Annotated in this window: 10 protein-coding genes; 5 read left to right on the forward strand and 5 right to left on the reverse strand. The window is 35.0% G+C overall.

Annotated features, from left to right (window positions below; translation table 11 throughout):
- Positions 1 to 22 precede the first annotated feature (22 nt).
- From GQR94_RS10170 to GQR94_RS10180, 3 genes are all read left to right on the forward strand, one after another.
- Positions 23 to 2488 carry a TonB-dependent receptor gene (locus GQR94_RS10170; protein ID WP_158975400.1) on the forward strand — a complete coding sequence of 822 codons (2466 nt, stop codon included), beginning with the start codon at positions 23 to 25 and terminating at the stop codon, positions 2486 to 2488.
- An 85-nt stretch (positions 2489 to 2573) separates the two neighbouring features.
- Positions 2574 to 4544, forward strand: coding sequence for a tyramine oxidase (locus GQR94_RS10175; RefSeq protein ID WP_158975401.1), 1971 nt, complete (start codon positions 2574 to 2576; stop codon positions 4542 to 4544).
- 25 nt (positions 4545 to 4569) lie between these two features.
- Positions 4570 to 5175 carry an SCO family protein gene (locus GQR94_RS10180; RefSeq protein WP_158975402.1) on the forward strand — a complete coding sequence of 202 codons (606 nt, stop codon included), beginning with the start codon at positions 4570 to 4572 and terminating at the stop codon, positions 5173 to 5175.
- Between the two features lie 120 nt (positions 5176 to 5295).
- Here the strand turns inward: GQR94_RS10180 and GQR94_RS10185 are convergent, their stop codons facing one another.
- Complete coding sequence (locus tag GQR94_RS10185) at positions 5296 to 5880, reverse strand: TetR/AcrR family transcriptional regulator (protein WP_158975403.1); 585 nt, start codon at positions 5878 to 5880, stop codon at positions 5296 to 5298.
- Between the two features lie 1204 nt (positions 5881 to 7084).
- Between GQR94_RS10185 and GQR94_RS10190 the strand changes: the two genes are divergently transcribed.
- Positions 7085 to 7501: a BfmA/BtgA family mobilization protein gene (locus tag GQR94_RS10190; protein ID WP_199271577.1), complete on the forward strand. Its 417-nt coding sequence runs from the start codon at positions 7085 to 7087 to the stop codon at positions 7499 to 7501.
- Positions 7501 to 8184: a hypothetical protein gene (locus GQR94_RS10195; RefSeq protein ID WP_158975405.1), complete on the forward strand. Its 684-nt coding sequence runs from the start codon at positions 7501 to 7503 to the stop codon at positions 8182 to 8184. The genes GQR94_RS10190 and GQR94_RS10195 overlap by 1 nt, the downstream gene beginning before the upstream one ends.
- Before the next feature lie 556 nt (positions 8185 to 8740).
- Here the strand turns inward: GQR94_RS10195 and GQR94_RS10200 are convergent.
- From GQR94_RS10200 to treF, 4 genes are all read right to left on the reverse strand, one after another.
- Positions 8741 to 9466: a phosphatase PAP2 family protein gene (locus GQR94_RS10200; RefSeq protein ID WP_158975406.1), complete on the reverse strand. Its 726-nt coding sequence runs from the start codon at positions 9464 to 9466 to the stop codon at positions 8741 to 8743.
- Between the two features lie 564 nt (positions 9467 to 10030).
- Positions 10031 to 10939 (reverse strand): sensor histidine kinase KdpD, encoded by a 909-nt coding sequence (locus GQR94_RS10205; RefSeq protein ID WP_158975407.1) that lies wholly within the window; start codon positions 10937 to 10939, stop codon positions 10031 to 10033.
- Between the two features lie 390 nt (positions 10940 to 11329).
- Positions 11330 to 12001, reverse strand: a complete 672-nt coding sequence (locus GQR94_RS10210; RefSeq protein WP_370458296.1) for a sensor histidine kinase — start codon at positions 11999 to 12001, stop codon at positions 11330 to 11332.
- A gap of 588 nt (positions 12002 to 12589) precedes the next feature.
- Positions 12590 to 14182: an alpha,alpha-trehalase TreF gene (treF, locus tag GQR94_RS10215; RefSeq protein ID WP_158975408.1), complete on the reverse strand. Its 1593-nt coding sequence runs from the start codon at positions 14180 to 14182 to the stop codon at positions 12590 to 12592.
- Positions 14183 to 14303 lie beyond the last annotated feature (121 nt).

Here is a 14303-nt window from a genome sequence, read left to right on the forward strand (position 1 = left end):
ACTAACAACTAAATCAATAATTATGAAGAACTTTTTAGTAACGGCCCTGATTTTCGTTTTCAGTATGGGAATGGTATCAGCGCAAAAAACGGTTGATGGCACCGTAAAAGACAATTTAGGAGAACCGCTACCGGGAGTTAGTGTGTTGATAAAGAACACAACAACAGGTACTACTACAGACTTTGATGGAAATTATGCCATTGAAGTAACTGAGGGCAATGTTCTTAAATTTTCTTATATAGGATATACAAGTAAGTCTATTACAGTAGGCGCTAATAACACCTACAATATATCTTTAGCAGAAAATGCACAGGCGCTTAATGAAATTGTATTAACCTCAAGGAAAAAGGCCGAGTACGCTAAAGACATTCCTATTAGTATTACTGCTATAGGTGGTGTTGAGCTGCAAAAAAGCGGTTCTTTTGAATTCACAGACTACGCGTCTAAAGTACCCAACCTCTCTTTTGGTAAAGGTGGGGGTGGTGGTGATCTTGCTGATGGCAGAACATCAAACTCCATTACCATTAGGGGTATCACGGGTAATGCAACAACAGCTTTTTATTTAGATGAGATTCCGTTACCAGAAACTATTGACCCTAAATTAGTAGACATCAAACAAGTTGAAGTTTTACGTGGTCCTCAAGGAACTTTATATGGCTCAAGTGCCATGGGAGGTGCATTGAAGGTACTAACAAACGAACCGAATACTAAGGGTTTTTATGCTAATGTAGGTACCGAACTGAGCACAGTAAAAGAAGGTGGAGTGAATTATGGTGGAGACGTTGTATTTAATGTACCTCTAAAAGAAAATAAAGCAGCTTTAAGATTGGTAGGGTTTTACAATTTAAAGAGCGGTATATTCGATAAGACACCTAATAACTATACTCCTTTGAATGGTAATCATCCAGTACTAACTGACGTAAAGGAAGATGTTGATGAGGAAAGAAGTTATGGTTTTCATGCGAGTTTAAAGTTTACTCCGAATGAAAAATGGACTATTCTTCCAAAATTAATCTATCAGAAAACAGAAGCTGACGGTTATAACCTTGCCGATATTCAGCCAGGGAATTTTACTGCTATTAGGTCTGCCGATATCGATGAGGATTTTGAGGATTCCTTTACCTCTACATCGCTTACCATTAAGCACGACACAGGAAAAGGTGAGTTTGTTTCAGCAACATCTTATTTTGATAGATTTTTTAGTGAGACCGAAGATATTACAGAATTTTTCAACTTTGCTTTCGAGATTGATGGAGATGACCTGTCTTATCCTGTAGCCATAAAAAGAGATGGTGACTACAATAAGTTTATTCAGGAATTACGTTATATTTCTGATACGGAGTCTAAAGTTAATTTTGCTGCTGGTGTGTTTTACGCGAATGAGACCCTTGATGAGATAAGTATAAGCGAATCTCCTGGCTTAGGTCAGTTTATTGAAGCCGCCGAGGAGGGTGATACATCGTTAGATGATATTTATCGTACTGAAAATAAATCTACTATAACCGAAATTGCCATATTCTCTGAATTGTACATAGACTTAACAGATAAATTAATAGGTACGTTAGGCGTGCGTTATTTTGATGCAAAAAGTGAGAGAGAGCGAACCGCATTTCCTTCCTTGGTATCAAATTATGAGCTTTTAGATGGTGAATTGCCAGACATAAATAACGATGGTTTTAATCCAAAATTTGGGTTGAGCTATAAAATCGATGATAATAACTTAATTTATACCACAGTATCAAAAGGGTTTAGAATTGGCGGTGTGAATGCTAATTTGCCCTCATTTAGTGTTGATGAGGCTATTGAACTTTTTGGTACAACCGAAGTTCCGCAAACCTATAAGTCAGATAACTTATGGAGTTATGAACTAGGGGGTAAATTAGCCTCAAAGAACAGAAAGTTCGTATTGAATACCGCAGTATTCTATAACAACTGGAACGACTTGCAGCTTAGAAGTCTATTACCAGCATCAGGATACAGTTTCCTTACCAATGTAGGTGCTGCTAGAAGTGCAGGCTTTGAGTTCGATGCAACTGTATATCCGACAAAAGGACTTTCATTGGGTGCCAGTTTTGGTTATATAGATTCTAAAATAACAGATTTGGGTGAAAATGAAATTTTTAGTCAAGCTGAAGAAGGAGCCGAAATTTTACTAGTACCCTCTGTAACAGCAGCTGGTAATGCTGAATACTCTTGGGATGCATTTGGAGGCAATATGTTTATAAGAGCTGATATTCAACATTCAGGCGAGCGTTTTAGTAGTTTTGATAGAACGCCTGAACGTACCTTGGGTGCATACACAATCGTCAATTCCAGACTAGGTTTGCAATTAAACAAAGCAGATATATCACTGTTTGTCAATAACTTAACCAATGAAAATGCTAACTTTGGCGATGTTATTTCCTTAGGTGCTGAAGTACCTGGTCGAGTTCGTTATGCACAGAGTAGACCAATCACAATTGGCACCTCTTTTAGGGTTAAATTTTGATAGTTAATTATTACTAACCATTAAGTTTAAGTGTCAATCACATCCGTCAATTTTGATGGATGTGATTTTCTAAATAATACATAGCATGAAAAAAACAATCTTACCATTTCTATTTTTGTTCACTTTAATAGGGTGCGAACAAGAAAATAATGAAGCGATAAAAACTTCTACAGATACGACTACTACTGCAAAGATAGTGCAACACCCCCTTGATGCACTCACCGAAGCTGAAATCTTAGAAGTCAAGGAGATTTTAATGACTTCAAAGAAAATTTCAGAAACCACTCGATTTCCTGAAATAACTCTGTTAGAGCCTTCTAAAGAATCAGTTTATGCTTGGGGTCGTGGTAATGATATAACCAGAAAAGCTGCATTGATTATAAGAGATGATAAAAAAACATATGAAGCTATTGTTGATATTTCTAAAGAAGAGGTTCTGCAATGGGAAGAAATTAAAGATGTTCAACCTTCTTTAATGCTCGAAGAATGGATGCAAGCCGGAGAAATATGGAAGACTGACAAACGTGTAACAGACGCTTTAAAAGAGCGTGGTTATAAGATTGAAGATGTTGCTGGAGCACCTTTAACTACAGGTTTTTTTGGCACAGAAACTAGAGATCAAAGACTGTTAAAAGTTTGGTTGTTAGATATAAAGGACATTAAAAGGAATTTATTCGCAAAACCAATTAACGGCATCACTCCCGTAGTTGATATCAACAAAGGTGAAGTCATTGATGTACTTATCGATGATAATGTTGGTCGAAATGATACAACTTATGACTATGATGAAGCCTCGGTCAATGCGTATAAATTAAAACCCGTAACCTTAAATTCACCAGAAGGTGATAATTTTTCATTTACGGATGATGGAAAAATTACTTGGGATAAATGGAAATTTCATTTGAGAATGGATAAACGATTTGGGGCGGTAGTTTCTCTTGCAGAATTTGATGGGCAATCTGTAGCCTATCAAATATCCGCCAACGAGATGTTCGTCCCTTATCAAGATGCTTCGGAAGATTGGAAATATCGCTCTTACATGGATATAGGTGAATATGGCTTTGGCTTGTTGTCTTCCGCATTACAGGAAGGAACGGATGTGCCAGATAATGCCACATTACTGAATGCTGTTATCCCTATGGATGATGGTACACCCTTGCTGTATGAAAAGATTATAGGCATTTTTGAACGGAACACGGGTAGACCATTATGGAGGCATGCTGAATTTTTAAATGAGACTCATGAAAGTAGGGCGGAAATAGAATTAGTTGTGCGTACCATTCCTGTTGTAGGAAACTATGATTATGTGGTGGACTATGTTTTTAGCTCAAAGGGAATATTAAACATTGAGGTTGGTGCAACCGGTATGGATGCTGTTAAGGCAGCCAAAGCGAAAACAATGAGTGACCCGACTGCGATGTCCGAAACAAGAGTGGGTAATCTTGTAGCACCGAATCTAATCGGAGTGTACCATGACCATTTTTTATCCTTCAGAATTGATTTGGATGTTGATGGCATTCAAAATTCTTTTGCTACCGATGAAATTGTTCCTGTAAAATACCCTAATAACACTCGAAAAAGTGGTTGGGAAGTTGTAGAGCATCCAGAATTAAAAGAAGGAGCCATTACAGAAAACAAAGAAGGTCATGATGGTTTCTGGAAAGTGGTAAATAAAAATTCGAAAAACAGTCTGGGTCAACATAAAAGCTATCAGATTTTAGGGCATAGCTATCTTTCGGTTCTAGACGATGAAGACTATCCGCAGAAAAGGGCAGCTTGGTCTAAACAGCAATTATGGGTAACTCCCTATGATAAATCTGAACTATATCCGTCCGGTAAATACCCTAATCAAAGTGATGGTTCTGATGGTATTTTAAAGTGGATAGCGCAAGATAGGTCTATTGATAATACCGATATTGTTTGTTGGTACACCATGGGCTTTCATCATATTACCTTGCCTGAAGATTGGCCGGTCTTGCCTACTTTTTGGCACTCGGTAACGCTAAGGCCCGCTAAGAGTTTTGACCGTAATCCCGCCATAGAAATTGGAAAGTAAGTTTAAGTATATAATCTTTGTTAGTTTGGCTTTTGTTTGTACGAGTTGCTCTTTTTTTTCAACTCGTTCAGACAAGAGTATTGCCTTATTGGATGAACCAGAACTACCTATTTTGTCGCCAAAGGTGGCAGGGGTGTATTTGCCTATTGACTCCTTTCAATTTACCAATCAGTATGCTGATACTATTTCACAAGAAGATGTGAAAGGTAAAGTATACGTCGCTGAATTCTTTTTTTCGAGCTGCCCATCTATTTGTCCGGTAGTTTCCAAACAATTAAAACGTGTTTTCAAAACCTATGAGATTGAATCGAATTTTATGATTCTTTCGCATACCATAGACCCCGAACATGACACAATTTTAAAACTAAAGGATTACTATGAGAATACATTAGAAATTGAAAGTGTCTCAAACTGGCACTTGCTAACCGGAAACCGAGATGCAATTTATAACCTAGCGAATTTTAGCTATGGCGCGGTTGTTTATAATGACGACAATAAGCTTAAGAACAACATAATGCATAGTGGCGCATTATTACTGGTAGACCGTGAAGGTTTCGTGCGAGGTATGTATGATGGAAAGGATAAAGAATCGGTTGACAGATTGATAGCCGATATTCGAAAGTTACTTTAATTCGCTATGGGTAAATAAATAGAAATATTTAAAAATATAAAGCTTGTAATTTTGTTTTCATATTGGACTGTTATCTGGCTGCAACCTAATAACGGTCCAAAAAACAATCAATAGAGAAAACTAATAATTTTCATCCACTCCACTAAATACAATATCCAATAGGGTTTTTTCTAGTTCGTCAAGACTAACATTACTAGTGTCCGCATAAATTTCCGAGTTATAAATCCAACGAAGAGAAGAAAGAATAGCGTTCAGGGTAATTTCTATATTAGCGGTTTTGAGCTCACCTGCTTTCATACCTCCTAAAATTACCTCTTTTAGTTTTTTCCGATAATCCAATCGAATCTTTACAAATTTAGACAGCGATGGTTCCTCTAAATGCTTCCAGTCATGTGTAATTAGCGCCGTAATATGCTGATTTTCTGTAGCGACTCTAATATGCATTTTAATAATTTCCTTGAGTTTAAAACGATAAGAATCTTCTGTACTTGTAACCTCTTGAATACCCTTATAAAACTTGTTCGCAATAGATAGCAATAAGATGCTAAGTATTTCTTGTTTCGATTTAATATGATTGTACAGACTTGGTGCTTTAACACCCAATCTTCTGGCTATGTCGTTCATGGAAGTGGCACTATAGCCCATCTCATTAAAAAGAACAGCAGCTTCTTCTACAATGATTTGTTTCTTACTTTTTCTATTCAAAATGGTTTCCGCGTTAAGGGTGCAAATTTACAGAAAATATTAAGCTAATACCTAATATAAAAATGCTGCAATACACTTTTTTCTATACCTTGACCAAGTAAATACTTTATAATTATTCCCAATTAATAAGCTAGGGTATTCTGCTATCATACTGGTAACATCTAAATAATAAATTTTATCGGTAGAAAAGCTAATGGTCCAGTTATATGAACTTTTTTCGGGACTACATTTGTCCTGATATCTTTTAAGCAGACCTATATTTACCAAACTTAACTTTACTATTATCTAGACTTTGGTAAACTTGACGCACCCTTTTAACGGATTGAAAATAAGAGTTTACCCTCAGCACATTCCCTTCCATTTCGCAGAAAAAGCTCAATTATAGGAAAAGAGCTTCACTACAATAAGTCTTGAACACAATCCTCAATTTTGACTTTTCATTTCGTTTCTTCTTTCCGCTGCGCTGGAAAGAAACACTACACTCCCAAGTAAAAATTCAGTTTTACGTTCGTTAACCACTGTGCAAGCTTTCTACTTTCTTGCTCAAAGGTTTAAAATTTAGCTTGAGACGGACTGCATAACCATTCGCATGCTCATTTTTATAAGCCCTTACGCAATCGAAATTTTAGATACAGTTACAGAAAAGGTAACAGCGAAGGCTCTATGGGAAGTAATTGGAATAGCTCAAAACCAACCTATATATTAGCTAGTAATAAAGATCTTTCTGCCAGATAAATACAATCTACCATCAAAAGAAAGAAAAGGAAAACGCTCTGGATATAATAAGTAGTTGGATAAATGCCATTTTGGCAACTAATTGACACCAAAGAGAACTATTAAATATGGCTTCGATTTTGTGGTAGTTCAATAAGAACGGGGTTAAATAAATATCATCGTTTTCTTTTGAACACTAAGGATTCATTAAAAAACAGGTATATGTCATGCTAAAAAAAGCGGTCGGATTATATTTTTTAATTCGCTTTTTAGTTTCAGGTAAAAAGTTCGAAATCCCAAAATGAAATGAAGGGATGGAGTAGCAAGAGGGTAACACGCTGGCGCGATGTTTCGTTTTGTTATTTTTCTCCATTAGCAATGAGAATAGGGGTTTCGGGAGTATTATCTCTTATGGGGATTTTAGCATTTGAGCCCGATTTTCAGAAAAAACGCTTACAGCCCAATAAAAAAGCATAAAATTTCAGAAAAAATGGATGAAGAATTAAAAAAAGAGCGATTTGAGAAGCTAGGAATAAAGACTTCGGTAGCGCTACGGTTTCGAAAATTCTGCAAGAAAATGTCAAAATCACAATCCATGACTTTGATGCTCATGTTGGACTTTTTTGAGGAGAATGGAATTTCTCCTGCAGAATCTATGGGATCGCGAATGGAAACCTTAGAAACAAGAATGGCAACGCTCATCAAAAAACGGATGAACGGAATGATCGCCATACTAAAGGATATCGAAAAATCTCAGACCAAGCCTACAGCTGCAATGTTGTATTCGCTTTTCGAACAAGCAGAACCAACAAAGAAGCCATTGCTTATAGAGAAAAAGTATAGCACGGAAAAAACGCAAGTGCGTTATCGGGAAAGAAATAGTTATAACGAAATGCCCGAGAACTGATGGAGAAAGTAAATTACATCATTCACCTAAATGCGGTCTTTGAAAAATTCAACGAGGACGATAGGGTCAAACAAGGGCACATTACCTTGTACCTGGCGTTCTTCCAGAAATGGAACAGGGAGTACTTTAAAAAGACCTTGACCATAAATAGGACAGCCATAATGGAAAGGGCAAAATTCAAATCAAAAACGACCTACCACAATTATCTGAAGGATTTGAACGACTGGGGATATCTAGTTTACTTTCCCTCCTTTCATCCGGCAAGGGGCTCAAGAGTAAGGCTTCCCATTTTCGGGATAAGTAGTGGTACAACCTCTGGGACACTTTCACGTCAAAATTTGGCCAGCAGCGTACCGGAACCTGGCCAAAATCTGGTACCTTCTTATAAACATAAAACAAAAGAAAACTTAAATAAACTGGCAAGACCAAAAAATGGCCGGGCTGTTTTAATTTTTTTTAGAGATAATAATTGGCAGGAAACGGAAGGTAGAAAATTCTATGCCTACTATGAATCAAAAAATTGGAAACTGCGAGGAGGTCTAAACATCAAAAACTGGAAAGCGCAGGCTAAAAAGTTTGTCGATAAGGGTATTGAAAGTAAACAAGAATTGACCACGCCAATTTCTGGCTATCTAAAAAATCTTCAGAGTAGGGTAGAAAGAAATTTTGAAGACCCACTTTAGTTCATAGCTATGATTTTACAATTACAGATATTATTTACGGCATTTTACTGCGATTTGCTGGTTGAAAAATATAAAGTTATGTTAAAGGTTGCAAATTCGGTTGCACTCCAAATTCAATCTTTCGAAAGGCTTATAAATAGGCTGATGAACAAAAATAGCGACACTCCCGCCTCGAGTACGAAAGTAAAAAACCCCTGTATTTACAGGGGTTTTTTGTGTTTAAAATGTTTTTAGAAAAGCTTAAAGGTTCATGTTTGGAACCTTTATCTTGAGTTTTTTTTATTTGATTGGGGTTAATTTTTAGTGTCTTTGGTGTTCTGGAGAACGAAATAATTATTTAGTGGCTATTTTTTTTATCGTATTAATCTATATTAAAGTACCTGTTATCGGTAATGCTATGGCAATAAGAAAGCTTAAGTGTTACATAATCTTACTAAATATACCTGCAAATGATCCAATCCTACATGAAAACCTCTGTTAGAGCTAACTTTTTTCCGCCAATCTTTTCACCTTTAAAAAGCGTTTTTTGCTCTTTTGGATAAAGAATTTTGCTAGGTTAAAACTTTTTAGACAAATAGAGGCCAACGTTTCCGTCAGAATATCTTGGAACTAGAGACATGTCCTGTGACTTCATAAATGGATTCCATTTAAATAGGTAGTCAAAGTGATAGACCAATTTGGTGACAAGAATACCCAGGCCGGCGCCAGCCAAGACATCAGAAACCCAATGTTTATTATTTGCCAATCGTAATCCACCAGTAAGAGTTGCAAAGCCATATCCAGAATAAGCCAAGAGTGAACTGGAGTTTTTGAATTCTTCGTAAACGACGGCACCGGAGGCAAAGGTAATAGAGGTATGCCCAGAAGGAAAAGCATTTTCGTTAGAGCCATCAGGTCTAAGCTTGAAAACACTTTTTTTTAGTGCTCTTGTAAAAACATCGGTCAGAATCATAGAAATAACAAGATTCTTAGTCTGATCAAACCAATGATTTTTGGCTTGTATGCCTGCTATATCAGCAAGGTATAAGGTCGCTACAGGCGCATATCTAATATAATCATCTGAGGTTGTTTCAAAGTCGTTTCCAACCCAATTTCTAGTGGTCGTATTGAATGAATTCTCAAGGCTACTATCAGATAATATGATACCTGTGCCTATAAGTGATAGGGGTATAATACTCTTCTTTAACAGGGTACGCTTTGGGTTTACTCTAGTACTGTCTAATTGTGCAACTACTTTTCCCAACATAAAAATTACAAGAATGGTAAGAATTTTTCTTTTCATAAAAAGCGGGGGTTATAGTGTTTAATCGCTATTGTATTTCTTTTAATTTCAATTAGGGTCTTTATAGCACAACTAATGAATTCAGAATTGTTAACACTCTTTATAGTAGTCCTGCTTAGTCCGTTGAACATCCAAAATATAAAGAAAATACCAGTTAAAGGAATTTCATACTAACTATTGTCTTGCAAATAAAAGCTAAGTGAGTATGAGACGCTCGTATTTTTGTATTTGAATTGATTGATTTTTAAAAATATGATGTAATTCTAAAGATAATTTAAAGGCATTGTAGCTTTTAAAAATGTCTACAAATTTTTACCTAGTAGTCCAAAAAAAGACTGATGCTAAATCGTAAAAAAAAGAGCCCAGAGTCAATCAAGACCGGGCTCTTTTACGAGAACACTATATGAAAATGAAAAATTTACTATTTAACTAACTAACTCTTCTCAAATATAGAACGAGTATTCACTTTTATAAAACTATTGATGTGTAACTAACAGAACATGTGGTGTAGCTGTTAATTTTTGTTATATGCGCTCTTTAAAGATAGTACTTACACACTTTGGTTTACGAAGCTTCTGGTAAAACGATCGTAAAAGTACTGCCACTTCCTAGTTCACTTTCAATTTTAAGACGGCCATTATTTTTTTCTAAATAATAAAAACAACTGCGTAGTCCAAAACCAGAGCCATTCTCTTCCGAAGTTCCTTTGGTGGTATACCAATTGCTTCCATTTAAGATTTTATGAATTTCTTCTTCGGAGATACCAACCCCATTATCTTTTATGATGATATGTATTTCTCCATTAAGAGAACTTGTTTCTACATGGATTCTTCCTTGTATACCTGTGAACTTAATGGCATTGTGCAATACATTTCTAAAAACGAAAGAGAAACTTTCTTTATCGGCATAGAGCGTTGTTCCATTACTTTTTAAAGTAGTAATAATATTCTTATTTTCAATGGCATGTTCTAACAAGTTTATTGTAGGCTTAATGACTTCTAAAGCATCAAAATTTATAAAATCTAAGGGTTTGTTTTGTGTTTGCTTTTGTGACCATTCTAAGAGCCCATTTAAAAAAACATCCAAGTTGTCTAATTTATCAGACAGCTGCTTAAGATACATTTTACTTTCTTGCTCTTCTAAATCATTATTAGTTATCAAATTAATAATCCCTTTTAAACTGGCAAGAGGAGATCTAACATCATGTGAGATTAATAAGAATAATTTTTTATTGATAGTGTCTAGTTGTTCTAATTCAATATTTTGAGATTTTATTTTTTTAAAATAGCTATCTATAATTATTGCTATAGGGGTAGATATAAATATAGGGAGGAATATACTTAAATATAAACCTTCCCAAAATTTACCCCAATGGGCAAAAAAATCTGTTATAAGGAATCCAAGGGTTGATAAACTAACGCACATCAATACGATTATTACGGGATGGTGTAACTTATTTTTTAGGGGGAACATGATCTGGGTTTTTAAAAGGATTTATTGAATGTAGGTTAAGATGATTTTTATTCTTTAATGAAGTACAAAATTAAACTAACGAAGAAAGAAAAAACCTACAAATTTGATGAATTGCTTTGAACACTCGTTGAATATACTTTTTGTGTAGATTAATAGCAAACTAGCTAAGTTTTAGTTCTGTAAGTTTTAATTTGGCATTAAAGGGTAAACAAAAAAAAGAGCCTAAATCAACTAAGATTAGGCTCTTTTACGAGAACACTATATGAAAATGAAAATTTTACTATTAACTAACTAACTCGTTTCAAATATATAGCGGGTATTGGCTTTTTTAAAACAATTGATGTGTAACTAGCAAAACTTGTGGTGAAACCTAAATATGTTTTAAATAGCTCACTTTTGAGCGGGTAGCCCAATAGTTATTTTCGTTCCAATAGTTATTTCGCTATCAATTAATAATACGCCGTTATTTTGCTTTAAGTAATATAGGCAGGTTCTTAGCCCAAAACCTGATCCATTTTCATTTAAGGTACCTTTGGTCGTATGCCAATTTTCACCATCTAATATTTTTTTGATCTCATTGTTAGTGATTCCAATACCAGAGTCCTGGATAGTGGTGAAGATCTGTTTGTTTTTGACAAAAGTTTCAATGGTAATTTCTCCATCTATAGGTGTGAATTTAATGGCATTATGTAAAATATTTCTTAGTACAAAAGAATAGCTCTCTTTATCAGCATATATTTTATGATGGCCAAGTTTGGTTGTGATTCTGATTTTTTTAAGTTTGGCGACAGGTTCTAGTAAATCATGAGTAAGTTTTATGACGTCACTATTATCAAATAATGAAAATTCTAAAGGTTTATTTTGTGTTTGTCTCCTTGCCCAATTAAGTAAGCCATCTAAAAATGAATTAACATTTTTAATTTTACTAGAAAGCTCGCTAAAATAGTGTTTGGCTTCTTCTGGATCTAAATCATTGTCGGTCACTAAATCAATAGTGCCAATTAAACTTGCAAGCGGAGATCTAACATCATGTGAAATTAAGAGGAAAAGCTTTTTGTTAATCGTATCTAAATGCTCTAACTATTTTTTTTGAGACTCAAATTTTTTGAAATAGCGGTCCACTATTAAAGCTAGCGGCAAAGATATTACTATAGGTAGTAGTGCAGCTAAGGACATACCGAGCCAGAATTTTTGCCAATGCGCAAAGAAATCACTGATCACATATCCTGACACGGATAAAAATAACGACAATGGAACTACAAATATTGGATGATGTATTCTGTTTTTTAACGGAAGCATGATGTGTTTGTAAATGTGACTAACTCAAATCAAATCGATAAATGTTTGCATCGGTAAATTAAAATAATAACGGTAAAAATAACGGTATTATTGGGTGTGCGAAGCACAACTGTAGTTTATTTTTTATAAGTTGAAAATTAAATAATGAATATTCTAATTTTTCTTAAATAGAAAAGAGCCCAAATCTATAAAGATTGGGCTCTTTTACGAGAACACTATATGAAAATGAAAAATTATTATTACTAAATAATTAACTAACTAACTCGTGTCAAAGGTATAATTGTTAGGTGTTTTTTTAAAACAATTGATGTGTAAGCAGTAAAACTTGTGGTGAACTGCTTAAAATTTGTTTTAATCTTTTTTGTAGTGGTTTTTTAAGGCTAGATAAACACCATTACTCCAGCCAAATCCATCTTGAACTGGGTACTCTCCGCCACCAGCATCTAAGGTCATATCTTCTACATTATATTTCTCTACAAACTTTCCAGTGTTTTCATATACTTTTTCATTTAAGGTAATCCACCGCGTAGCGATGATTTTTGCTAACTCATGATGTCCGTAGTTTTCTAGACCTACAATAGTCATCCATTGCAAGGGCGCCCAGCCATTTGGAGCATCCCATTGTTGCCCTGTATTATTAGATGATGTTACTACCCCTCCTGGTTTTAATAAATATTCGGCAATGTATTTTGCTACTTTATCTGCTTGTTCTTGACTAACCATTTTAAAAAATAACGGGTATGTTGTTGCTAATGATATTACGCCAGTTTGTTCGCTTTTTACCCAATTGTAATCTTCAAATACACCAGCTGCTTCATTGTAACTATATCTATTTAAAAACTCTTTACGAGTTTCCATACTCTTTTTTACATGTGTTGTAAATATGGAATCGCCTTCGTAAGCATTTAAAAGAACTTCTTCTAATCCGTACATAAGTGCATTTAAATCTACAGGAAGAATATCGGTGGTCTCAATAGTCTCTATTGTTTTTCCATCCGCAAACCACCTGGAAGAATAATCCCATCCAGATTCCGCTCCAGAACGTAAATCACGATACATTTTTGTTCCTCCATTTGTTTTTTCAACTTGAGTGTAGTCTTCGCGATAGGATTCTTGTCTTGGGGTGTCGCCTTTATCATAATACCTATTTAGAATACCTACAGGTGTTAATACAGCATGGTTTACGGCATAAGAAGTAGTTGCAGCTCCGTCCATCCAAAATTCATATTCTTTTTTTAAAGCTTCTTTGTATTTCTGATAAACAGTATCCCCATTGTGGTCTGCTAATAACTTTACCATTTGAGAAAAGAAGGGAGGCTGCGAGCGGGTAATGTAGTAGGTTCTATTTCCATTCGGAATGTGACCCACAGTATTTATAAGGTGAGCGAAGTTATCCAACATGTTTTCTATAAGCTCAAATTCACCACTTTCTACTAAACCTAACATCGTAAAATAACTGTCCCAATAATAAACTTCTCTGAATCTTCCTCCAGGAACAATATATGGCTTAGGTAACGGGATTAGAGTACTAAGATCATTTTTTTTATCAGATGCTCTTTTTAAAATTGGCCAAAGTGATGTGACGTGTTCAACCGCTGTTTTGGTGGAGTCAGCTTTAAAATCAGAGGAAATAGAGGGAGGGACTTCAAAATGGTCTAAAACAAAACTTTTTAAATCAAAATTAGGCTTGTTTTTTTGTTTATCGTAATTGCTTTTAATTTCTTCATAAGGGTATTTTGCGGTGCAGTCTACAAATGTTTTTCCATCTTCAAAAACCTGACTTAATTGTACTTTTACGAATAAATCTCCTAACAATTCATCAGGAGCTTTTATAAGTTGAAATTCTGGTATAGGAGCTTCAACGATTGGGCTTTCAGAGCGTTTTTTTACTTCATTTTTACAACTTAAAACGAGTAGGGCAATCAGTAAGATATAATATTTCATAAATGATGCATTGAGTCAATAGGATAAAATTACTATATTTTTTCATGGGGTCAATTTTTAAGTCATGATATCCTCTTTCCATGGTGCAGAAATTCTTAAATTTAGACTAGAATTAAATGAC

The sequence above is a fragment of the Cellulophaga sp. L1A9 genome (assembly GCF_009797025.1).
In the GTDB taxonomy this organism is placed as follows: domain Bacteria; phylum Bacteroidota; class Bacteroidia; order Flavobacteriales; family Flavobacteriaceae; genus Cellulophaga.